The following is a 22,367-nucleotide window of genomic DNA, read 5'->3' on the forward strand; positions in this document are numbered from 1 at the left end:
CGCGAGTTGGAAGAGGCGGCGGCGAGCCCCCCGTTTGCGTGCTTCCCCCGACACCACCGCCTCTGCCTACGAGCATCACATGCCAGTGGGGCAAAACTCAACGCCGTGTTGAGTTTTGTCGAAACTGCGTTACGCGCCATTCGAACAGCTACGGTGAGCCGCATGGACGACAACGGGGACGAAGCAGCGCACAGAACGCTGCCTCCCCCGGCCGGGGTCCGGGGGCGCAGGCGCCCCCGCCTGAGCCGGGGGGACCGCAGGGAGGCAGCCATCCTCGACAGCGTCGTCCGCCTCTTGCGCGACCGACCGGCGAGGAAGATCACCATCGAGGAGATCGCCAAGGGCGCGGGCCTGTCCCGCCCCTCGGTGTACTTCTACTTCGACAGCAAGCAGGCCATCATCGACGCCGCCGTGCAGCGCGTCATGGGCAGCATGCTGTCGACCGCGGCGGCCGCCGCGGGCAACGAGGACATCACGTTGGAGGCCTCGCTCGAAGGGCTGATCAACAACGTTCTCGACACCTGGGTGGAGCACGGCTCCCTGTTCTGTGCCGCGATCGACTACGTGGGGCGGGACCTGGAGGCGCGCATAGCGTGGCGGGACGTGCTGGAGGCGGGCGCCGACGAGCTGGCCGCCATGCTGGAACGGGACCGCGCCCGAGGGCTGGTCAAACCGGGCGGGGACGCGCGGGCGCTGGCCGTGGCGGCGCACTGGATGGTCGAGCGCAACTGCTACATGCTCTTCAGCCGCGAGCACACGAAGCCGGAGGAACTCGCGCTGCGCACCACGATGGTGCTCAGCGCCCGGCGCATCCTCGGGCTCCCCGAGCCACCCGCCGAACCGCAGGAGACCGTACCGCCGGAAGCGGAGCCGCGGGGCGCCGAGACGTAGCCGCCGGCCCACGCGGGGGCCCGGCGCCCCGTCCGCGCGCGGACGACCACGCCCGGCGCGCGGGTCGCTGGCCGGCCGTCAGCTCGCCGTCCAGCCGCCGTCGAGCGAGAGCGAGCTGCCGGTGATCATCGAGGACTGCGGGGCGCACAGGTACGCCACGGCCTCGGCGACCTCGGCGGGCTCCACCATGCGCTTGACGGCGGGGCGCGTGAGCAGCACGTCGGTCACCACCCGGTCGGCCGGGATGTCGTGCGTCGCGGCCTGGTCGGCGACCTGACGCTCCACCAGCGGGGTGCGCACGTAGCCGGGGTTGACGCAGTTGGAGGTGACGCCGTGCGGCGCGCCTTCGAGGGCGGTGACCTTCGACAGGCCCTCCAGGCCGTGCTTGGCCGCCACGTAGGCGGACTTGTAGGCGGAGGCCCGCAGGCCGTGCACGGAGGAGATGTTGACGACACGGCCCCAGCCCTGGGCGTACATGTGCGGCAGGGCGCCCCTGATCAGCCGGAACGGGGCGGTCAGCATGACCGTCAGCATGGTCGCGAAGTCCTCGGGCGGGAACTCGTGCAGGGGACGCACGAGTTGCATGCCGGCGTTGTTGACCAGCACGTCGACGCCGTCGGCCGCCCGCTCGGCCGCGTCGAGGTCGGTGAGGTCGAGTGGGTAGGGCTCGACCTCACCGGCCAACGGCCCGGCCCCGACCCCGATCCCGACGACGCCCCCGGTCGCGGCTGCGGCCTCGGCTCCGGTTCCGGCCCCGGTGGCCGCGGCGTGCAGGGCGGCGAGGCCGTCGGCGTCCCGGTCCACCGCGCGGACCCGTGCGCCGGCCGCAGCCAGCCGCAGCGCACAGGCGCGGCCGATGCCGCTGGCCGCGCCGGTGACCAGCGCGGTGCGCCCGCTGAGATCGAGATGCATAGCGGCAGGGGGCGCTGTCGCGGGAGCGGCGGGGGCGCTGTCGCGGGGGCGACGGGAGGTGCTGCCGTTGGGGCAGCGGGGGGTGTCGTTGGCGGGTCGGCTGGCAGGCTCATATCGAACAGCCTAGGCGGCCGGTCGGAGCCCGCCGGGGTTCAGGGCGCTCCCAAATGCTCCCGTGCGCCCCCGGTGGGGGTGGGGGCAGGGGGCGGGTGGCACCCGGTCGGCGCGGATGACCACCAACTCCTCCTCCCGCTGGCCCCGCTCGATCAGCCCGCGCTCGGTCAGCCACTCGGCGCGGGAACGCAGCACCGGGCCGAAGGGCTGCTGGCGGCGGGCCACGACGGACGCCTTGAGACCGGCCTGGCCGAGCAGGTCGAGGGTCCGCTCGGGCCCGCACAGCGCGGAGTGGACGATGAGCAGCATGCCCTCCGCGGTCAGCAGGTGCGGTGCCATGGCGCAGAGTTGGTCCAGGTAGCGCCGGCCGTCCAGGCCCGCGTTCCAGGCCCGGGCCTGCCCCCGCTCGTGGTCGGCGTCCGCCGGGCAGGGGACGTACGGCGGGTTGGCCGTGATCACGTCGTAGCGCTGGCGGTGCGTCAGGCAGGAGCGGAAGTCGCCGTGCTCGACGTGGACGGGCAGCCTGTTCAGCCACGCGTTGCAGCGGGCCGTCAGTACGGCGCGGTAGCAGGTGTCCACGGCGCGTACGCGCAGCGCGCCCAGTCTGGCCGCCGTCAGCGCGATCAGCCCGGTGCCGGTGCACACGTCCAACGCGTGCGCGCCGCTGGGCACGGACGCCCGGTGCAGCGCCTCTTGCAGGAGCAGCGAGTCCCCCTGCGGCCCGTACACGCCCCATGCCTTCACCAACACCGTGCCCACCTGCCGTTCCTTGGGTCGTGCACCGCCCGCGTGGCCGGTGCTGTCACTGATCGGGGTACGCCGGGGGCTCACAGCCGTGGCGCGTAGGGGGCCAGGCCGATGATGAGGATGCGGCGATCGCCGTGGCCCGAGTCGGCGCCGAGCCGTACGGGGGCGACATAGTGGCTGACCCGGTGGTCGTGCACGGCGTAGCCGTCCAGCGGTTCGCGCAGCGTGAAACGCTCGTGCAGGGCCTCGGGCGGCACCTCTTCGGGGCGTTTGCCGGCGCACTCGGGGCGGGCGATGACGTTCTCGCCGCCGGCCACGTTGGCGCAGCTGACCAGGTGGGCGAAGGTGAACGTGGCCCGGGAGCCGCCGTCCTGGTGCAGGCAGTCGGGGGACGAGACGGCGACCTGGCTCCGGTCCGTGACCGCCAGCTTGATCAGGTGCACGCCGACGTACAGCGGCACCCGGCGCAGGTCCGCCACCCAGTCGACCTGCGCGAGGTCGGCGTGGATGAGGTGCAGCAGCAGCGCGTTGGCCTGGAGGTCGGCGGGGATGTCGGGCAGCCGGCGCCGCAGGTCCGGGTACTCCGGGTTGTGGCCGTCCTGCCAGTACTCGGTAACCGTGCCGTACGTGGCGTCCGGGGCACCGGGGGCGAACGAGAGCTGCCGCGTCCAGGGCAGGTAGACGGCGTGCGAGTACCGACGGTAGCGGTGCGTCGTCGGGGCGTACGGGTCGGCCGGCAGGTCCGTGTATGCCGCGGTGAGCCGTGCCAGGTCCCCGGCGTGCGCGGCCAGTGACAGGCCCAGGTCCTCCGGGCGGTAGCGGGCGTAGCCGTCCCGTCGCAGGTCACCCGGGCCGCCGGCCGCCACGGGGGCGGTGGGAGCGGGGCTGTGCACGGTCGGTGTGTTCTCCATACGACTCCTCCAGTGCCGCCAAGTGGGTCGCTGTCGTCCCGCCCGATCCCCGGTGGGCACCGCCCCTAGCAGGCTCACACGGGTACCCAGAAGACGCCCGGTCAGTACGACCGTCTCGGTGAACCTGGCGCCGAACGCGGTGTCCCGGTCAACGCCCGTCCCCGGGGGCCGCCGGCATCAGGTCGTCCACCACGGCGGTCAGGCCGCCCGGCCGACGGGCCGCGGCCCGCTGCCGGTGGGCCCCGGAGCCGTGGCGCCCCAGCCGGTCCAGGAAGTCCGCGACCACCTGCCGGTCGCCGTGCGCGTCCAGGGCCGGGCCGACGTGCGCGAGCAGCCGCCGGCCGCGCTCGGGTGCGGGCAGCACGTCGCCGGTGACGGCGTCCGTGCCGAGCCCGGGCCAGCCGTCGCGGGTCGCGTACCAGTAGGCCGAGCGCAGCAGCTCCCCGCCCGCGCGCGGGCCCGGGTCGCCGGCGCGCACCCGCGCCGCCGCCGTGACCACCAGCGCCCGCACGATCGCGGCCAGGGCCGCGGAGTCGGCGGGGTCGGCCGGCACGTCCATGCAGCGCACCTCCAGGGTCGGCAGCGTCGGGTGCGGGCGCACGTCCCAGAACGGCAGCTCGCCGAAGGGCATGGCGCCGGCCGTGGCCATGGCCCGCGCGGTGTGCTCGTAGTGCGCGAAGGAGTCGACGTACGGCGGCGGCCCCAGGCAGGGGAAGCGGACCCGGATCACCGAACGCCAACTCGCGTAACCGCTGTCCCGGCCGCCGTGGAAGGGGGAGTTCGCGCTCATCTCGACCAGCAGCGGCAGCCAGGGCCGCAGGTGGTTGCCGACCAGCGCGGCCAGTTCGCGGTCGGGCAGGTGGACGTGGACGTGCAGCGCGTTGATGGCGTAGTCGTCCATCATCGACCGGAACAGGTCCACGCTGGTCTGGTAGCGCGGGTGGTCACCGACGACGACCGGGTCCGCGCCGCCGAGCACCGGCGTGCCCGACGGGCACACGCGCAGCCCCTCTGCCGCCGCGGCGCGCCCCACGGCGGCCCGCAGCCGCGTCAGCTCCCGGTGCACCTCGGCCGACGTCGTGCACGGCTCGGTCTTCACCTCGATCTGGTACGCGGTGAACTCACCCGAGACCGCGTCGCCGAGATCCGCCGCGGCCCGGGCGAGCACGCGCGGCCCGGCCGGCTCGACGGCCCGGGTCTCCGGGTGCACCACGAAGTACTCCTCCTCCACGCCCACCGTCGGCACGTCCGTCGCCTCCCACGTCCCGCATCCGGCCTCCTCGCTACCGTTCACCGCCCCAGCATTGCCCGCCGTCCCCACACTGTCGCGGCACGCACGGCGATCGGGGACAGGTACGGCCCGGGCGCGCCCGGAGCGCCGACGCGCGGGCCCCGGGCTGGTCAGGGCGACCCGTACGCGTGGACCGGGCGCACCGGGGCACTCGGAACGAACCTGGCCACTCCTGGAGGACGCCCATGATCCCCGTCAAACTCGCCACGCCTCCCCCGACCCCGACGCCGCGGGCGGCCCCGCTGCCAGCGGCCCGTGGCGCCCTGTCCGAGCTGGTGACGACGGTGCTGCGCGGCCCCGTGGACCAGGGGTGCCAGGGGCAGGTGGCGGCGGCGCTCGGCGTGGTCTCCCGCGCCGACCCGCTCGGCGACGACCTCCAGCTCGCGCTGCACACCTGCTACGAGCTGCACTACCAGGGCTTCGCGGGCGTGGACCCGGACTGGGAGTGGCAGGTGGACCTGTTGCGGTTGCGCGGGGCGCTGGAGCGCGTCTTCCTGGACCGGGTACGGGACGGGGTGGCGGGCGGCACGGACCTCGACGCGGAGTTGGAGGCGCTGCTCGTCGAGCCGGTGGACGGCTCGGGCCTCTCGCACCAACTGCGCCGCGAGGGCACCTGGGAGCAGGTGCGGGAGCTGTTCGCGCACCGCTCCATCTACCAGCTCAAGGAGTCCGACCCGCAGGCGTGGGTGATCCCCCGGCTGACGGGGCGGGCCAAGGCGGCGCTGGTGGCGGTCGAGTACGACGAGTTCGGCGCGGGCCGGGCCGAGCGCGTGCACTCCCGGCTCTTCGCCGACCTGCTGGCGGCGGCCGGTCTCGACGCCCGGTACGGCGGGTACGTGGAGGCCGTGCCCGGCAGCACGCTCGCCGTGGTCAACCTGATGTCCTACTTCGGCCTGCACCGCACCCACCGGGCCGCGCTGGTCGGGCACTTCGCGGCGGGCGAGATCGCCTCGTCGCCCGGCGCGCGCCGGATGCTCCAGGTGCTCGACCGGCTGGGCGCCCCGCAGGCGTGCCGCACCTTCTACAGCGAGCACGTCGAGGCCGACGCCGTGCACGAGCAGCTCATGCGCCGCGAGGTGATCGGCGGGCTGCTCGACGAGGAGCCCGAACTGCGCGGCGAGGTCGTCTTCGGCATCCAGGCGGCGAACTTCGTGGACGGCCGGTTCTCTGCGTGGATACGCGACCGCTGGCAGGCCGGCGCCTCCTCACTCCGCTGGCCCCTCACGCCCTCCGGGGCGCGCTGACGGGCCACCGGCCGGCGGACCGCCGCCCCGCGTCGCGCGGGCGGCGGTCCGCACGTCGCGAGGCCGAGGGTGGTGCGGCGGCTCCGGCTCCGGTGGGGTCCGTGCCCGGCGGTCAGTCTTCGGGCGTGGCCCGCCGGTGTGGGCCGCGCCGGCGGTGGCTGGTGTCGCACCAGGGGTAGGACCGGCTGCGCCGGCAGACACACAGCGCCACCTGCGGGCGGTCCGAGCGCACGACACGGCCGTCACCCAGCTCCACCTCGACCGGCCCGTCAACGAGCAGCGGCCCCTCCGGGACGACCACGACACGCGTCGGCCGCGCCTCCCGCCCGGGCGAGGACGCCTCTCGCACGGGTGAGGGCGGGGTGGCGGATGCGGCAACCGCCTCATCCGACGTGCCCGCGCCGAGCGGTCCGCACCGGTCGGCCGTCGGGGCGGCGGACGCTGCCGCGCGCGGTGTCGCCGGCGCCCCACCGCGCGAGGCGCGCCCCTCGCCGTCGCCCCCGGGCGCGCCCGTCATCGCGGCCCACCACCCGACAGGCAGGGACCCGCGAGGGCGGGCGCGGCACGCGACCGGGGTCGGGGGCACGGGCGGCGTACGGGCGAGTGACACGGAGAGGACAACACGGGCGCCGAGTACCGCGACCGGGCCCCGGCCAAACACCCGGCCGGGCCCGCCACCCGACCTTCCCCCGGCCGGGTGCCCGCCGCGCGTCGTACGCCGCGCCGCAGGCCGCCCACCGACAGGCTGGGGCGAGTGGGACGGGTGGGACACAGCGGCCGAAGAGGACATGTCGACGTGGGTAAACCAGTCCTATCGGGTGCTAAATGGGCGTGACCTTGCCGTGCCGTCGACCGTTGGTCCGGACATGAAGATGCTCGATCTGTTCACCGTGGCATCTGTGGTCGCGGGTGCGGCCACGGCTGTGGGCGCTCCGTTGGTCCACAGCGATCTGCCAGGCATCGATTGGGGCAAGGCGCTGAGCCAGTCCGAGGCACTCGGCGATCTCAGCGACCGCACCACCGAGGGCTCCTCCCCCAGCGAGTCCTACTCCTCGTCCACCGCCTCGCGCCACGCCTGAAAAGCGCGCAGGGCCCAATCCCCCCGCCGGGGCACGCGACCGCACACGCGGTCCGTGCCCCGGCTTTCGTCGTCCACCGGCTTTCGTCGCGCCCTGGCTTCCGTCGTCCACCTGTCGGGGCGGGCCCGCGTGGCGGTGGCAGCGCGCGTCGCCGAGCAGGCCGTGGTCCGCGCACAGTGCGATGGGGGTTCGAGCTCGGCCGCCGCGGGTCGCGTCACGGCGGCCGACGGGATGTATAGGCATTCCTGATGGCGACATGGGATTACCCCGCGCGGCCCCCGGTCGCGCACAGTGGCTGACCGGCCCCACGTCGGCCACGGGCCGGGGCCTGGCAGACGGGCCGCGGTCGCACGGGAGGTTCGCGTGGAACTGGAAGTCCGGCACTTGCGCGTCATCGCCGCCATCAGCGACACCGGCAGCCTCACCCTGGCCGCGCGTCAGCTCGGCATGTCCCAACCGGCGCTGTCCAAGCTGCTCCAGCGGATCGAGCGGTGCGTGGGCGACACGCTGTTCGTACGGAGCAAGCACGGGTCGGTGCCCACCCCGTTCGGCGCGGACGTGCTCGCCGAGGCGCACAGCGTGCTGCGGGGCATGAGCGGCATCCGCGAGCGGGCCCAGGCGTGGGGCGCGCGGCGCGGGGCGCGGGAACCGCTCACCATCGGCGGCCACTGCGGCTACCCCCACGTCGCGCTCGCTCGCCGGCTGCGCGGCCTGCCGTGGTGCCCCGAGGTCCAACTCCGCGAGGACCTCAACGCCCAGACCGCCGTGGACGGGCTGGCGGTCGGGGCGTGCGACCTGGCCCTGGTCTACGTACCGCCGACCGGACAACTCACCGTGCCCGAGCCCGTGGCCGGTGTGACGGTGCACGCCAGCGAGCCCGTCTTCATCGCCCTCGCCCACGACCACCCGCTCGCCGAAGGCGACGGGCCGGTGCCGCTGGAGCGGCTCGCCGGCCACCCCTGGGTCGACGAGCCGCCCGGCCACACCATGTGGACCAGCTACCTGCGGCGGGTGTGCCACGAGGCGGCCGTCTCGCTCGACCAACGGCACAGCACGGTCAGCCTGTTCACCGTCCTGGAGCTGATCACCGACCAGGGGGCCGTCGCGCCGGCGTTCAGCACCAGCACCGACCACCCCGGCACCATCGCCATCCGCGCGCTCGCCGGCGACCCGCTCCGCCTGGAGCTGCGCCTGCTCTACCGGCGGCACAGCATCGCCCACCAGCACCTCGACGAGATCCTGCACCACCTCACCGCCGCCTACGACGACCGGCTCGGGTGCAGCCGGGCCTACGACGCGTGGTGGCTGGCGCAACGGGCTTAGGCGGGCGCGGTAACCCGGCGAAGCAGACGAAACAGCCGTACGGGGACCGTCAGCCCGCGAGTTCCCCGAGCACCGCCCAGGTGCGGCGGCGGCTGGCCGGGCCCGCGAGTTCCGTACCGGAGAACACCACCTCCGTCGCGCCCGCGTCCCGGTAGCGGCGCACCTCGGCGGCGAGCGCCGACTCGTCGCCGATCACCGACACGTCCACGGCGCGCCGCGCGCCGGACAGTTCGATCACCCGCGCGTAGGACGGGATCTGCTCGTAGAAGGCGAGTTGCTCGGCGACCGTCTCACGCACGCCGTCGACGTCGTCGGTGACCACGCCGTGCGCGATCGCCACGATCCGTGGCGCCGGGCGGCCGGCCGCCTCCGCCGCCCTGGTCACGGCCGGAACGATGTGCTCGGCCAGCGCGCGCGGGCCGGCCAGGAACGGCAGGATGCCGTCCGCCAGTTCGCCGCTGACCCGCAGCGCCTGCGGGCCCATGGCCGCGACCAGCAGCGGCACGCCGTTCTCGGCGCCCGCGACCCGCGACGGGATCGGGCTGCTGACCGAGAGCAACTCGCCGCGGAACTCCGCGCTACCGGTCTCCAACAGGGGGCGGATGGCAGTCAGGAACTCCCGCAGCCGGGCCACCGGCCGCTCGAAGGGGATGCCGAAACCGCCCTCGGCCAACAGCTTGGTGCCGAGCGCGAGCCCGAGGTGGTAGCGGCCGTGGGTGGCGGCCTGGGCCGTGAGGGCCTGGCTCGCGACCGGCAGCGGGTGTCGCCCGAAGACGGGGATCGCCGAGGTGCCGACCTGCAACTCCGGCACCTCGCGCCCGACGATGGCGGCCAGTTGGGGTGAGTCGGCGCCGAAGGTCTGGCCGAACCAGGCCGACCGCAGCCCCGCGGCGGCGGCCTCCCTGGCGAGTTCCACGGTGGCGTCGATCTGGTTGGCGGCGTCCGCCGCGTTGAGTGCGAGTCCCACAGTCATGTCAGCCCCAACCCACAACGGCGGATCGCGCATTCCGCCCGCCGATCAGCAGATGACGCTTGACCACGCAAAGTGTGAGTGGTTTATTACTCTCATAATCTCGACCGGCCCGTCACGCACTCTTCGTGACGGACGGCCGAGCCGACGGAGGTCGACAACCGCCGCACCTCCCTCACCTACGCAAGACGGCACGCCACCAGAAGCACACCCGGCGGACGAACTCAACACCGCAGTTTCGCAGGCGATTTAGCCACACTTCGCCACAGCCAACACCCGCGAGCAGAGCCGACCGCCCGACTCGTAGCACGGCGAACGACCACCCCCGCACCACACGGATCCGGTGAGCACTTAACGCCGCCTCACGCCACTGCCAGCACTCAACCACACCTCCATCAGTGACTTATCAATCACACACTCACAGCGAAGGGGAACCGTCATGTTCACCCCAGCCACCCCCACACCACCCAGGCCGTACGTCAGCGGGCACTACACGCCGTTGGTCGACGAGGTCACCGCGCACGGCCTCACCGTGCACGGCACCCTGCCGCCCGAGCTGAACGGCCGGTACTTCCGCAACGGTCACAACCCCAAGCCCGGCCACACGCCCACACACTGGTTCCGGGGCAGTGGCATGCTCCACGGGCTGCGGCTGCGCGACGGGCGCGCGGAGTGGTACCGCAACCGCTGGGTGCGCACCCCCGCCCTCGAAGGCGCCCCCGAGAAGGGCCCGGACGGCGTCCCCGACCCCCGGGTCAGCAGCGCCGCCACGCACGTGGTCGAGCACGCCGGCCGCATCCTCGCCCTCCAGGAGGCGAACCTCCCTTACGAGGTCACGCCCCAGCTCGACACGGTCGGGGCCTTCGACTTCGGTGGCGCGCTGACCACGGCCATGACCGCGCACCCCAAGACCGACCCGGCCACCGGCGAACTGCACTTCTTCGGCTACGGCCCGGTGCCGCCGTACCTCGTCTACCACGTCGCCGACGCGCAGGGGCGGATCGTGCGCAGCGAGGTCGTCCCCGGCGCCGGTCCGACCCTGATGCACGACTTCGGGCTCACCGCGCGACACGTCGTCTGGCTCGACCTCCCCGTGGTCTTCGACCCCGCCGAGCCGTCGGGCATCCCGTACCGCTGGAGCGACGACCACCCGCCGCGCATCGGCGTGATGCCCCGCTCAGGACCGGCGGTGGTGCGGTGGTACGAGGTGGCGCCCGGGGCGTTGCTGCACGTGGCCAACGCGTACGAGGACGAGCGGGGGCGCGTCGTCCTGACGGGGCCGCGCTACGACCGCGCCGGGTGGGAGCAGTCCTGGAAGTGGTGGACCGGGGCGCCCGGCCACGCGCCCGATCCGGTCGTCGGCGCCACCGCCCACCGCTGGGTCCTCGATCCGGCCACCGGGCGCGCCACGGAACAGCCGCTGGACGGGTTGGTCAGCGAGTTCCCGACGATCAACGAGGAGTTCGCCGGGAGCGCGAACCGGTTCACGTACGGGGTCGCGTTCCCCGGGCCGGAGCTGACCGGGTACGCCGTCGTCAAGTACGACCACGCCGCTGGCGCCCGGGAGTTGGCGCGCCTGGGGCCGGGGCAGATGCCGGGCGAGGCGGTGTTCGTACCGGCCGACGGGAGCACCGGTGAGGACGACGGCTATCTGCTGACCCTCGTCAGCGACCTCGCCGACGACACCTCGCGCCTCCTGGTCCTCGACGCCGCCGACCTGGGGGCGCGCCCGCTGGCGACCGTCGAGCTCCCGCACCGCGTTCCGGGCGGCATCCACGGCTCGTGGATCGACGACAGCGACCTGCCCGGCCAGGGTGCGGCCTGAGTGACGGGCCGGCCGGGCGGTGCGCGCGGACGCGCGGCGTGAGGCGTGGGGCGGAGGTCAGGGACGCGGCGCTGAGGCGTCCCGAGGCGCGGGGTGCCCGTCCGGCGTCGGGTCGGCCGGGCCGGTCGGGCCACCGGGCCCGTCCGGTGTCGCGAGCAGGGCCAGGCCGTCGCGCGCGGCCGGGGACAGGGTCGCGGGGGCGAGGCCGGAACGTGGCAGCCAGCGCACCGCGCCGGTCGCCCCGTCCCGCTCCGTGACGCGCAACGGGCCCGGTGCCAGGGTGACGACGTAGAAGAGGCCCACCAGGTGCCAGCGCACGCCGAGTCGGTCGGCCGCGTAGCTCCGGGCGCCCACCAGGTGTGCGTCCAGCAGTTCCAGGCCGGTCTCCTCGTACACCTCCCGCGCCAGTGCCTGCTGTGGCTGCTCGCCCGGGTCGATGCCGCCGCCCGGCAGGTGCCACAGCCCGGGGGCGAAGACGGGCGAGACGTCGGAGAGGCGCGTCAACAGCAGTTGGTCGGCCGTGGTGGCGATGGCGTAGGCCGACACGCGCGTGCGGGTGGACGTTTCCATGGGTGGGCCTCCGAAGGGCGAGGGGTGGCGGGGCGGTCGCGGGGCAACCGGTTCCGCGCAACTATCGATCATGGACGGCGCGGCGCCAAGGGGGTGACGCCAGGCGGCGCGGGCGGCCCGCCCGCGAGGTCGGCGCCGGCTCCCGCGAGAGCGAAGCCGCCACGGGATCGAGGGCACCGCGAGCGCGAGGGCCGTCCGGCGAGTGCCCGCACGGGCACAGCGGCCGCTTCCTTTCGGTCACGGCTCAATCGACCCGCTTGACCCGCAGGGCCCGAGCGCCCCAGGGTGCCCACGGGCCCGGCGCGATACCGCAGTTGGCGGGCGCCTGCGAGGCCGTGCGCCGCGCGCCAGGAGGCACGTCCCGCCCCCGGCGCGTACGGCCAACGTCCCGTACGCGCCCGGGCGGACGCGGCTGACCGGCCACGACGCGGTCGCCGATGACCAGGGCACCGACGGGCCAACCCCCTCGCGTACCTCGCACACCACTCGCCTCACATCACCCAGCCGCATCAGGACAAGGCTGGAACACACCCTGTCGCAAGTGGCGCGAGCGCCCCTACGCTGATACGCGCAGTCGGTTCGCGCCACGTCCAGTGGCGTGGCGCAAGAGGGAACCCGGTGTGAGTCCGGGACTGTCCCGCAACGGTGAGTGTGAGCGAACGCCGTCGGCGCGCCCGGCCCCAGGGTCTCGGTGCGCGGCGGTCAGTAGGTGCCCGTCGGAAGTCCGGCAGGTGTTCCACGAGTCCGAAGACCTGCCAACTGCGCACGCGCTCTTGTCGCGCGTGCTGTGCACGGTGACCTCGAGGACTGGGTCGGCGGTACAGGCGGTTGACCGGGCGTCGCGCCCGCCGAACCGCCCCCTCCCTTCCGGTCGGCGCTCGGGGCGCGGGACGACGAGGGAGGACGCGTGCATGGTCACGGAAGTCCGCGCCCGGGCCAGCCACCGGCCGAGCCACACCCGGCCGCGCCCAGACCCGCGCCGTCGGCGCCCCCCGCCACCCTGGGCGGCCCGTCGGCCGCCGGCACTGTCCCCGGCCCCGGCGCCGTTCCCGGCCCCCGCACCGCCGCCGGCGTCTGTCACGGCACGCTGGGCGAGTTGTACCAGGGGCCGCTGCGCGCCGGCGGCGCCCCGGACATCGCCCTCGTCTCGTTCCCCGTGGACCGGCACTCCTGGGCGTACTTCACGCCGGGCGCCGGTCGCCCGGGGGCGCTGCCGCCGGGCGAGAAAGCGGCGCGCGCGGTCCGTCTCTTCCTGGACCACTTCGGCCTGCGCCTGCCGCCCGGCCACTGGCGCACCCACTCCGAACTGCGCGTCGGCGTGGGGATGGCCAGCTCCACCGCCGACATCGTGGCGACGCTGCGCTGCCTGTTCCGCCTCTTCGGCCTGCCCTACGACCAAGGCGTGGTGACCGGCGTGCTGGCGGCGATCGAGCGGGCCGACAGCGTCTTCCTCGACGAGTTCGCGCTCCACCTCAGCGCCCGCCACCAGGTGGTGCGCACGCTGGGCACCGACATCGGCTTCCACACCGCGTTCGTCACCGAGCCCGGCACCGTGGACACCAGCGCCGTCACCGCGCCGCTGCTGCGGCACTACGCGCGGCGGGCGAGCGAGTACGAGCGGTGCCTGGCCGACCTGCTCAAGGGATTCGAGTCCGCCGACCCGGCCGCCGTCGCCCGGGCGGCGACCACCAGCGCCACGCTCTCCCAACAGGTCCTGCCCAAGCGGACGTTCGAGCGCGTGCTGGCCCACCGTGAGCGCTTCGGGGCCGACGGGGTCTTCGTCGCCCACACCGGCTCCCTGATCGGTTACCTCTTCGCCCACCGTCCCCACGCCGAAGCGAAGTCCGAACTGTCCGCCTTCTTCCACTCGCTCGGCCACCAGTGCTCATTCGCCCAAGGAGGCTACGGGTGATCCACCCCCACATCGCCGACGCCCTGAAGGTCCCCGACCTCGTCCGACTCACCGATGACACGGTCCTCATCCGCTTCGAGTCGATGAAGATCTACTCGGCCCTCGCGGCCGTCCGCCACCTCCTGGACCAGGGCACGGTGCGCCCGGGACAGACGCTCATCGACAGCTCAAGCGGCATCTACGCGTACGCCCTCGCGCTGGCCTGCCACCGCTACCACCTGCGCTGCCACATCGTGGCCTCCACCACCGTGGACGCCACCACCCGCGCCCAACTGGAAATACTGGGCGCCACCGTGGAACAGGTGCGGCCCTCGGCCGACCTCAAGCTCGACCAGGAACTGCGGGTGCGGCGGGTGCGCGAGATCATCGCCGAGCGCCCCGACGTGCACTGGATGCGCCAGTACCACGACGCCATCCACTACCTCGGCTACCGCGAGGTCGCCGACACCCTCGCGGCGGCCTTCCCCGACCAGCCGCTGACCGTGGTCGGCGGCGTCGGCTCGGGTGCCTCGACCGGCGGCCTCGTGGCGCACCTGCGGCGCACGGACCCGTCGGTGCGCCTGGTGGGGGTGCAGCCGTTCGGCAGCGTCACCTTCGGCAGCCAGGACCACCACGACCCGGAGGCCATCATCGCGGGCATCGGCTCCTCGATCGTCTTCGACAACGTCCGGCACGACCTGTACGACGCCATCCACTGGATGGACTTCCGACACGCCCTGTCCGGCGCCGTCGCCCTGCTGCGCGAACACGCCGTCTTCGCCGGCCTGTCCACCGGCGCCGCCTACCTGGCCGCCACGGACGACGCCCGCCGCCACCCGGACCGGCTGCACCTGATCATCGCCGCCGACACCGGACACCGCTACGTCGAGCGCGTCTTCGCCCGGCACGCCGAGGCCCTCGACGTCGCCTCGCTGGGACCCGTGGAGATCGCCGACCCCGCGCAGATGTCCATGCCCTGGTCCGCGATGGCCTGGAACCGTGGCGCGTGCCCGGCCCACTGGAAGGAGCGGGCGGCATGAGCGTGGTCTGCCTGGAATCACTCACCTTCGGCCTGGGCCACCTGGTACGCGCCGCCGACGCGCTGGGCGAGCGGCTGCGGCTGCTGACCCGCGACCCGTCGTACTACGCGTACGAGTTGGGCCGGCTACCCGCCGGCGCGCTCGACGTCATGGAGGTCGACACGTTCGACACCGAGCGGGTGGCCGCCGAGTTGGCCGCCACCCCCGGGCTGCGCGGCCTGATCAGCTCCACCGACACCTGGACGCTGGTCGGCGCGGAGCTGACCGCCCGCTTCGGCCTGCCGGGGCTCGACGCCGCGGCGTTGCGGCTGACCCGCGACAAGGCCGCCGTGCGCAACCGGCTGCACGCGGCGGGCCTCACCCGAGGGCGGGCCGTGGAGGCCGGCGAGGCCGCGCGCGACCGGGCGCTACGGGCCGCGCTGCTGAAGGAGGTGGGGCTGCCGGCCGTGCTCAAGGACACGGCGGGCACCGGCAGCCAGAACGTGTACCTGGTCCGGGACGAGAGCGAGTGGCAGGCCGCGCTGGACAGGGCCGCCGACGGTCAGTTGATGGGCCGCCTGTTCGCCGAACCGTACTTCAGCGGCCCCGTCTACAGCGCCGAGACCCTTACCTGGGCCGGCCACACCCGACTGCTCGGCGTCTCCAGCCGGCTGATGTCGGCGGAACCGTCCTTCCGCGAGGAGATCACCGCGTTCCCCGTCGCCTTCCCCACCGAGCAGCTGGACGCCCTCGAACGGTGGCTGGACCAGGTGCTGGCCGCGATCGGCTACACCGACCGCTTCGCCCACCTGGAGTTCGTGCTCACCACCGACGGCCCGGAGGTGGTGGAGGTCAACCCGCGCATCGGGGGCGCCCTGGTCGGCGAGGGCCTGTGCCGGGCGCTTGGCACCAACGTGTACGAGGCGATGGTCGAGGCGGCCGTCGGCCGTCGCCCCCGCCTGCTCGACGCCGAACTCCCCGGCGGGCCCGCCGTCGCCTTCGTCCTCGGCTACCCGGCCGAGCCCGGCGTGTTCACCGAGGTCACGGGCGTGGAACGGCTGGCGGACATGCCGGGCGCGCCGGCCTGGTACCCGACCAAGCGTCCCGGCGACCGGATCGAGCACCTCACGGACAGCCGGGGCTACGCGGGCATCGTCTACGCGGAGGCCGAGACCGCCGAACTCGCCACGCACCGGGCCGTGGCCGCCGCCAACACCCTGCGCGTACGCACGACGCCCCTGCCCGACCAGGCGGGGAACCCGCCCGGCGATGGCTGAGCCCCCGCGCGAGGGCCCGCGCGCCGCGCTGGCCGCGCTCAACGGCCCGCTGCGCTTCCTGCTGCTCAGCTCCTTCCTGATCCCCCTCGGCAGCTTCATGGTGCTGCCGTTCATGTCGGTGTTCCTGCACGAACGGCTGGGCATGGGCCTTGGCGCCGTCGGCCTTGTGCTGGCCGTGGCGTCCCTCGTGCAGTTCTCCGGCGGGATCGTGGGCGGGGCGCTCGCGGAGCGCATCGGGCTGCGGCGCACCATGCTGTGCGCGCTGGTAGTGCGCACAGCCGGGTTCGTGGGCCTGCTGCTCGCGCTGCGGTGGCCGCCGCTGGCCGTCGCGGCGCTCATCCTCACCTGCTGCGGCGCGGCGCTCTACCTGCCGGCGAACAAGGCGTACCTGGTGCACGGCGTGGCCGAGGAGCGGCGCCCGGCGTACCTGTCGGCGGGCAACGCGGCGCTGAACGCGGGCATGGCCGTGGGCCCACTGATCGCCGGGCCGTTCGTGCTCTCCTCGCCCGGGTGGCTCTTCCTGGCCGTCACGGCGCTGTTCGTCGCGGTCACGGCGGGCCACGCCCGGCTGCCCGCCCCCGACGGCGAGCGGCGACCGGCCACCGAGGCCACCCCGCGTGGCCTGCTGTCCGGCCTGCCCGTCCTGCCGTTCGCCGCGTGCGCCCTCTCCTTCTACCTCTACTTCCACTTCCAGCACTATCTGGCCGTCTACGCGGTCGAACGGGCTTCGAGCGAGTTCTACAGCCTGGTGCTGCTGCTCTGTTTCGCGCTGGTCATCGTCGTCCAGCCGCTCGCCTCCGGGCTCATCCGGCGCATGCCGTACGCCCTGGCGCTCGCCGTCGGCTTCGCCGGCCTGGCCGTGGGCCTGGCCGTGCTGGCCGTTGGCACCCGGCCGGCGCTGCTGGCCGGCGGGGCGCTGATCACCCTCGGCGACATCGTGCTCTTCCTCAAGAACGACCTGGAGGCCCTGCGCCGCGGCGACCGCTCCGACGCGGTCGTCTTCGGCCAGCAACGGCTCGCCGCGGGCCTGGGCGCCTGCGCGAGCGGCGTCCTGGGCGGCCAGTTGTACGGCCTCGGCGAACGCGCCGGCGACACCGGCTGGTTCTGGCTCCTGGCCTCGGCCCAGTGCCTGCTGCTCCCCCCGCTGCTGCTCGCGCTGCGCGGCCGTACGGCGACGTCCCCCGACCAACCCGGCGACACCGAAGGAGCACCGAAGCCCCATGACACACACGGGCGGGTTCCAGGACGATGACTTCTGGACCGAGTTCTACGACTTCCTCTTCTCCGACCAGCGGTTCACCCAGGCCGAGGACCTCCTGGACACCTCACCGCTGCTGAACCTGCCCGCCGGGGCACGCGTGCTCGACCTGTGCTGCGGGCCGGGCGTGTTCACCGTGCCGCTGGCCCGCCGCGGCTACGCCGTGACCGGCGTGGACCGCAGCCCGGCCATGCTGGAACGGGCCCGCGCGCTGTCGGCCGAGCGCTCGGCGCCGGCCACGTACGTGGAGGCCGACGTACGCGCGTACGCCCAACCCGGCGCATTCGACGTGGTGCTGAACATGTTCACCTCGTTCGGCTACTTCGAGGACCCCGCCGACAACGCGCGGGCCCTGCGCACCATGCACGACAGCCTGGTCCCCGGCGGCACCCTGCTCCTGGACCTGGCGGGCAAGGAGTTGCTGGCCGGCCGGGTCACGCCACCGAAGGTGGTGCGGCGCGGCGACGACCTGCTCGTCCAGACCGACACGGTCCTCGACGACTGGGCCAGGCTGCGCAGCGACTGGGTACTGGTCCGCGGCGACCGGGTCACCCGGGCCTCGCTGGTGTGGTTCGTCTACAGCGCGGTGGAGCTGCGGCGGATGGCACGGGAGGCGGGCTTCGGCCGCGTCGAGGTCTTCGGCGACTTCGACGGCCGCCCCTACGACCAGGACGCCCAACGGCTCATCCTGCGGGCGACCCGGGAGGAGTAGCGGCGGGCCCAGGACCCGCACCGCCCGGGGGCGCCGGCTGCTCCGGGCTCGCTCCGTGGGTGCGTGCTTGCCCGGGCGGTGCGGGTTCGCTCCGGCAGTGCGGGCTACGGCGTCCCCTCCTGCTCGTGGGGCACCGTCGCGGGCGGATCAGCTGGCCGGGCGCGCCCGCCGTCGTGCCCGGAGACCACCACCGCGATCACCCCGACGACGGTGGCGCCGACCAGCGCGACGGCGACCCGACCCGCGGCCCGCCCCGCCCAACCCTGCCGGGGCGATCCCGCCGCCCGCCGCTCAGCGACGCCCAGCCGCTCGGCGCGCCGCGCGGGCCGCACCAGCCGCAGCAGGAACAGGGCGGCGATGGGCAGTTGCAGCAGCCACAGCACGGTGCGCGGCCACTCGTCGTACCAGACGTTGGTGCCGTACAGCAGCGTGTGCCACACGCTCAGCACGTACACCACGATCACGAAGCGATGCAGTCGCCGCCAGGTGTTCGGCCCGATGCGGTGCCGCACGTAGAACAGCAGACCCAGCGGAACGGCCAGGTAGAGGGCGCCCTGTCCGATCGGAATGGCCGTCCGGCCGGTCCCGGAGTCGTACCAGCCGGGCACGAAGCTGTCGGCGAACCCGGCCCACAGCCGGTCGATCCACCCCAGTTTGGTCTCGTAGCGCACGAGTTCCGCCGCGAACATGATCGCGTGCGCCGCCATGAGGGCCATCGTGGTCAGGCTCGTGGTGCGGTGCCACCGCTCCAACACCTGCCGGGAGACCGGCAACCGCGCCACCCCGGGCCCTGACAACAGCAGCCCGAGCATGACGGTGCCCCACGCCCACAACAGCCCCGACCAGCCGAACGCCTGGCTGAGCAGGTACATCCAGTAGGTGCGGGGATCGTCCATGAACGGCATGACCGCGACCGTCGACGAGGCCCCCGAGTCCATGCGAACGTAGAGGAAGACGAACACCCCCGCCGTCACCACCAACGCGGCGGCGGCATCGGGCACGGCGGCCCTCAGATCCCCCCACAACCCGACGCGATCGGCCGCCCGCCGATCACGTACGCGCGAAGCGGTGACCTCGGCCCCTTCCGACCTCACATCCGGCACCATGCCTGAGCCTCCCGATCACGGGCCACCGCGAAAGGTGGCGGGGGTGGCGCGCGTGTCGTACGGGCCAAGTGTGACGGAGACGGCCGGGGTAGCGGAGTGCGCGATTCAGCCAGATAGGGGTTCGGGGCGGGCGGGGGCCCGGGTCCTTGCACGCACGCCCCGCCTTGACAGCGCACCTGCCCCTCCCTACTCGCGGACCGCTTCTTCGTCAGCTCAGCCGCCAGGCCTGGCGTATCTGCTCAAGCCGGTCCACGTCCCTGTCCTCCGCCCCGAACTCACGCCGAAGCCGCTCCAACGCGGCCCCGCAACGCTCGGCGTCCCGCAATGTCCCGTATACATCGACATGCATGAGTTCCAAGCTCACGGCCGTACGTGCCGTAGCAGGGTGGTCATCACCGAGCACCTGGCCTTGCGAATGGAGTGTCTCGGTGAACAAATGAAGGGCGTCCTCGGTATGCACCACCGAGTTCCGATAAGCGCACGCCAGCTCGTAGCCGGTGGAGAGAACGTCCGGGTGCTCTCGCCCCAAGACGCGCTGCTGAGCCATGCGGACAGCTTCGCCAATCGCCACGGCATCCCGCCAACGCCCGGCCATGCGCTCGGCAACAGCACGACGACTCTGGGTGAGCAAGGTGTCTGGATTGTCGGCGCCCAGCCGAGTGGTCTGCGCCAGGAGGGTTTCCTGGGCGAGTTCCACCGCGTCCGCGATGTGTCCACCACTCCCCAGCGGGATGATCAGGGCGGAGGAGCACCTCAGCGTGTCGATCCCCACGGCCCCATGCAGTGACAGGCGACACTCTCGCAGCGCCGTCCCCAATTGCACCGCATCGGCATAGCGGCGTGCGGACGTGTATGCGCGCTGGAGGACGTCACCAACGCCCAGGACGGCCGCATTGTCCTGCGTGAACAGTTCCAGCCCGCGCCGGTACAGCGTCTCCATCCTCGCCAGAACCTCTCGCCAGCGCCCGAGGTCGGTCATATGGTCGTAAGCCGCAGCCAGCGCGCCCAGAACCTCGCCGGTGGTGGCCTCATGCGGGTCACGGGCGAGGAAGGACGACAGTACGGGCTTCCATCGCTCCACCATCACGCGTCGGTCCAGCCGAGTGCCGCGGGGGTCCAACGCCATCAGCAAGACATCGGCCGAGCGGGCGGCCTGGCGCATCTCCTCCTGGGAAAGCAGGCCACGTACGGTCGCGCAGTACACCGGACTCACACGCAGGCGAGCGTCACAGAAGGAACTCAAACCACTCTTGCCCAAGACGGGAAACGCCTTGCTCAACTCGCCAGGGCCGAGGACGATCTCCGTGCTCAACGTGTCATCGACGGGCCGATATAGGGGGCGCGGCCTGATAGAGCGGGCAGGCAGGGGGGTGGGGCCGAGTAAGGCTGCCCCGTTCAGCAGGTGGGCTATCCATCGGTCCGTGGCGGCAAGGGTTTCGCGCGCCTCGTCGATTCGGTCGATAAGGGACCCGGGGTAGCGATCTGGGCCGCCCGCACCGAGGACCGCGCGGGGGTTGGCGCGCAGCGCATTCAGAAATCCGTCGGCCGTGTAACCCCGCTTTAGCCAAGCTTCCGCATAGGCGAGTGCCAGGGGGAGATTACCCAAGGCAGCCGCGATCTGCGCGGCGTCCTCAGCGCCGAGCGAGTCGATGTTCGTACGGAGGTAGTCGATTGCCTCCTGTGTGTTCCAAGGAGGAACGGGCACGACCTCCGCCCACCCACCCCACTCGGCCGCCGATCCAGGGGACGTGATCAGTACGTGCCCGGTTGCGCAGTGACTGTGCCATCGCTCGTAGTCGGACCAGTGGCGTAAGCCGTCGATCACCATCAGAGTGGGCCGGCCGTCATGGGCTGCGGCGGACTTTGGCTCCGTCGCCGGATGCCCCTGGGCCAAGTCGATGTCCGCGGCCCTGACCCAGCAGACAGAACCAAATCTCAAGGCATTGCGGTGCACCCACTCAGCAGCGATGTGGCGCTTACCGACACCGAAGGGGCCAACGAGGACGGTCGTCCCCCAAGAAGTCTGAGACAGGCGCTGATCAAGCATGTCCAACTGGCGTCGCCGTCCCCGGAAGCGCGGGTTGCGCGGCGGTATGGCCCCCGTCCCAGGCCGCGCCCCTGCTCCAGGCGCGCGCACCCACGGCGCAGCCGTCTCGTTGCTCACTCGGGCCCCCGCCGTCATCGCATGTCAGTCAACCAGTCGCTGGTCGTGCTCAGATGACGCAAACCCACGCCTTCCTGAGCCCAGCGCTCTCCTTTCATAAGAACGTCCACGACAGGTTCGAAGTGATGGCCTCCGCCCAACCAGTTCGCCAAGGTCTCCGCCTCCTCACGCGTGCGGCTGCGCTCCTTGCCCGGAAGGGGAGTGCCCATGGTGACCAAGTCCCGGTAGAGCACAGGCGTGGGAACCACCCTCAGCCCTAGGTCGGCAGCCGCATCCCGCGCCTTGAGTGGGATCTCCAGACCACTGACGTCGAGGTCACCGAAGTATCGGATCTCCCTGAACCGCGCTCTGCCCTGCCCATCAGCGCCATGGTGGTCACTGATGGTGCGCACCGACGCCGTGAAGGAACGCCCCACCCCCCAGGCCACACAACCGATGCGGTGGTGGTGCTCAAGCTCGCGCAGCCGACGTACGAGGGAGGTGTACGTGGCCGAGTTCTCGACGACGAGGAGAAGGTCGCCGTCGCTCAGTGAGGTGCTCTGAGCGACAGGGCTGAACTCGGAGAAACGGGCGTTGAGGAGAGGTGGGTCAGTGGGAAAAGCTCTGATCAGGTCATAGAAGTCAGCGCGTTTCTCGAACAGTGGACCACCGAACCCTTTGTGGTCCAGGCACTTCTCGGGCTCCGGGAACTCCGCGGTGTACTCGCGCCTCCCAAAGATCTCCAGGGCTCGCTCCCGCAGCGGAACCTTGAGCACCGGGCCACGCAGTGCGTGCAGCCAGTTACTGACGGCCGTATAGGCGAGTTCCTGGCGCGGAGTGGCCCTTCTCTGTTCCTTGATCAGCGCATGGAGGGCGGGGTGGTAGAGGCCCCGGCGCCTTGCCTTGGGCTCCGGTGCCCCACGTACGGGAAGCAGGTGGGCCCCCGGTGGCTCGCCCGCCTTCTCTCGCATGAGCCGAACCCGACCCGAGGAGGCGAGGGTGGCCAGGCATCGACGCAACGTCTCCTCCTCCGGGTCGCTGTCTGGGCCTGCCCGGTAGACAGCTCGAAACGCTTCGAGCAGTT

20 protein-coding genes and 1 riboswitch are annotated in these 22,367 nt (G+C 72.8%); of the genes, 10 read left to right on the forward strand and 10 right to left on the reverse strand.

Annotated elements, in window-relative coordinates; translation table 11 throughout:
- Positions 1-162 precede the first annotated feature (162 nt).
- Positions 163-891: a TetR/AcrR family transcriptional regulator gene (locus tag OYE22_RS06560; protein ID WP_277319527.1), complete on the forward strand. Its 729-nt coding sequence runs from the start codon at positions 163-165 to the stop codon at positions 889-891.
- A gap of 78 nt (positions 892-969) precedes the next feature.
- On the opposite strand, the gene OYE22_RS06565 is transcribed toward OYE22_RS06560, so the two are convergent.
- The 4 genes from OYE22_RS06565 to OYE22_RS06580 all read right to left on the reverse strand — a co-directional run bounded on the left by OYE22_RS06565 (position 970) and on the right by OYE22_RS06580 (position 4,869).
- A complete protein-coding gene (locus OYE22_RS06565) occupies positions 970-1,803 on the reverse strand; it encodes an SDR family NAD(P)-dependent oxidoreductase (protein WP_277319528.1) in 834 nt (277 codons plus the stop codon).
- 123 nt (positions 1,804-1,926) lie between these two features.
- A complete protein-coding gene (locus OYE22_RS06570; protein WP_277319529.1) occupies positions 1,927-2,676 on the reverse strand; it encodes a HemK2/MTQ2 family protein methyltransferase in 750 nt (249 codons plus the stop codon).
- A 68-nt stretch (positions 2,677-2,744) separates the two neighbouring features.
- Complete coding sequence (locus tag OYE22_RS06575) at positions 2,745-3,575, reverse strand: 2OG-Fe dioxygenase family protein (RefSeq protein WP_277319530.1); 831 nt, start codon at positions 3,573-3,575, stop codon at positions 2,745-2,747.
- Between the two features lie 148 nt (positions 3,576-3,723).
- Positions 3,724-4,869 carry a YbdK family carboxylate-amine ligase gene (locus OYE22_RS06580; protein ID WP_277319531.1) on the reverse strand — a complete coding sequence of 382 codons (1,146 nt, stop codon included), beginning with the start codon at positions 4,867-4,869 and terminating at the stop codon, positions 3,724-3,726.
- Positions 4,870-5,051: 182 nt separating this feature from the next.
- Here OYE22_RS06580 and OYE22_RS06585 point away from each other — a divergent pair, with 182 nt between their 5' ends.
- On the forward strand, positions 5,052-6,110 hold the full coding sequence (locus OYE22_RS06585; RefSeq protein WP_277319532.1) for an iron-containing redox enzyme family protein: 1,059 nt from the start codon (positions 5,052-5,054) through the stop codon (positions 6,108-6,110).
- A gap of 112 nt (positions 6,111-6,222) precedes the next feature.
- Here the strand turns inward: OYE22_RS06585 and OYE22_RS06590 are convergent, their stop codons facing one another.
- Positions 6,223-6,411: a CDGSH iron-sulfur domain-containing protein gene (locus tag OYE22_RS06590; RefSeq protein ID WP_348652267.1), complete on the reverse strand. Its 189-nt coding sequence runs from the start codon at positions 6,409-6,411 to the stop codon at positions 6,223-6,225.
- A 565-nt stretch (positions 6,412-6,976) separates the two neighbouring features.
- Here OYE22_RS06590 and OYE22_RS06595 point away from each other — a divergent pair.
- A complete protein-coding gene (locus tag OYE22_RS06595) occupies positions 6,977-7,189 on the forward strand; it encodes a hypothetical protein (RefSeq protein ID WP_277319534.1) in 213 nt (70 codons plus the stop codon).
- A gap of 363 nt (positions 7,190-7,552) precedes the next feature.
- On the forward strand, positions 7,553-8,512 hold the full coding sequence (locus tag OYE22_RS06600) for a LysR family transcriptional regulator (RefSeq protein WP_277319535.1): 960 nt from the start codon (positions 7,553-7,555) through the stop codon (positions 8,510-8,512).
- A 49-nt stretch (positions 8,513-8,561) separates the two neighbouring features.
- Here the strand turns inward: OYE22_RS06600 and OYE22_RS06605 are convergent, their stop codons facing one another.
- Positions 8,562-9,485 carry an LLM class F420-dependent oxidoreductase gene (locus OYE22_RS06605; RefSeq protein ID WP_277319536.1) on the reverse strand — a complete coding sequence of 308 codons (924 nt, stop codon included), beginning with the start codon at positions 9,483-9,485 and terminating at the stop codon, positions 8,562-8,564.
- Between the two features lie 436 nt (positions 9,486-9,921).
- On the opposite strand from OYE22_RS06605, the gene OYE22_RS06610 reads away from it, so the two are divergent.
- Positions 9,922-11,307 carry a carotenoid oxygenase family protein gene (locus tag OYE22_RS06610; protein ID WP_277319537.1) on the forward strand — a complete coding sequence of 462 codons (1,386 nt, stop codon included), beginning with the start codon at positions 9,922-9,924 and terminating at the stop codon, positions 11,305-11,307.
- Positions 11,308-11,364: 57 nt separating this feature from the next.
- On the opposite strand, the gene OYE22_RS06615 is transcribed toward OYE22_RS06610, so the two are convergent.
- Complete coding sequence (locus tag OYE22_RS06615; RefSeq protein WP_277319538.1) at positions 11,365-11,877, reverse strand: NUDIX domain-containing protein; 513 nt, start codon at positions 11,875-11,877, stop codon at positions 11,365-11,367.
- A gap of 558 nt (positions 11,878-12,435) precedes the next feature.
- Positions 12,436-12,652, forward strand: a riboswitch (cobalamin riboswitch).
- 132 nt (positions 12,653-12,784) lie between these two features.
- Between OYE22_RS06615 and OYE22_RS06620 the strand changes: the two genes are divergently transcribed.
- From OYE22_RS06620 to OYE22_RS06640, 5 genes are read left to right on the forward strand one after another with little or no spacing between them, the layout of a single operon-like run.
- Complete coding sequence (locus OYE22_RS06620; RefSeq protein ID WP_277319539.1) at positions 12,785-13,789, forward strand: hypothetical protein; 1,005 nt, start codon at positions 12,785-12,787, stop codon at positions 13,787-13,789.
- Complete coding sequence (locus OYE22_RS06625; protein ID WP_277319540.1) at positions 13,786-14,808, forward strand: cysteine synthase family protein; 1,023 nt, start codon at positions 13,786-13,788, stop codon at positions 14,806-14,808. Before OYE22_RS06620 ends, OYE22_RS06625 begins: the two co-directional genes overlap by 4 nt.
- Positions 14,805-16,064 carry an ATP-grasp domain-containing protein gene (locus tag OYE22_RS06630; protein ID WP_277319541.1) on the forward strand — a complete coding sequence of 420 codons (1,260 nt, stop codon included), beginning with the start codon at positions 14,805-14,807 and terminating at the stop codon, positions 16,062-16,064. The genes OYE22_RS06625 and OYE22_RS06630 overlap by 4 nt, the downstream gene beginning before the upstream one ends.
- Entirely contained in the window at positions 16,057-17,316 is a 1,260-nt protein-coding gene (locus tag OYE22_RS06635) for an MFS transporter (protein ID WP_277319542.1), read from the forward strand. Before OYE22_RS06630 ends, OYE22_RS06635 begins: the two co-directional genes overlap by 8 nt.
- The gene (locus OYE22_RS06640; RefSeq protein ID WP_277319543.1) at positions 17,285-18,034 is read left to right on the forward strand and encodes a class I SAM-dependent methyltransferase; all 750 of its coding nucleotides are present in this window, start codon (positions 17,285-17,287) and stop codon (positions 18,032-18,034) included. The genes OYE22_RS06635 and OYE22_RS06640 overlap by 32 nt, the downstream gene beginning before the upstream one ends.
- Before the next feature lie 104 nt (positions 18,035-18,138).
- Here OYE22_RS06640 and OYE22_RS06645 read toward each other — a convergent pair whose 3' ends face one another.
- From OYE22_RS06645 to OYE22_RS06655, 3 genes are all read right to left on the reverse strand, one after another.
- Positions 18,139-19,140 carry a ferric reductase-like transmembrane domain-containing protein gene (locus OYE22_RS06645; RefSeq protein ID WP_277319544.1) on the reverse strand — a complete coding sequence of 334 codons (1,002 nt, stop codon included), beginning with the start codon at positions 19,138-19,140 and terminating at the stop codon, positions 18,139-18,141.
- Between the two features lie 208 nt (positions 19,141-19,348).
- Positions 19,349-20,845 carry a tetratricopeptide repeat protein gene (locus OYE22_RS06650; protein WP_277319545.1) on the reverse strand — a complete coding sequence of 499 codons (1,497 nt, stop codon included), beginning with the start codon at positions 20,843-20,845 and terminating at the stop codon, positions 19,349-19,351.
- Positions 20,846-21,318: 473 nt separating this feature from the next.
- Positions 21,319-22,254, reverse strand: a complete 936-nt coding sequence (locus OYE22_RS06655; protein ID WP_277319546.1) for a hypothetical protein — start codon at positions 22,252-22,254, stop codon at positions 21,319-21,321.
- Between the last annotated feature and the right edge of the window lie 113 nt (positions 22,255-22,367).

Source organism: Streptomyces sp. 71268 (assembly GCF_029392895.1).
Lineage (GTDB): Bacteria > Actinomycetota > Actinomycetes > Streptomycetales > Streptomycetaceae > Streptomyces.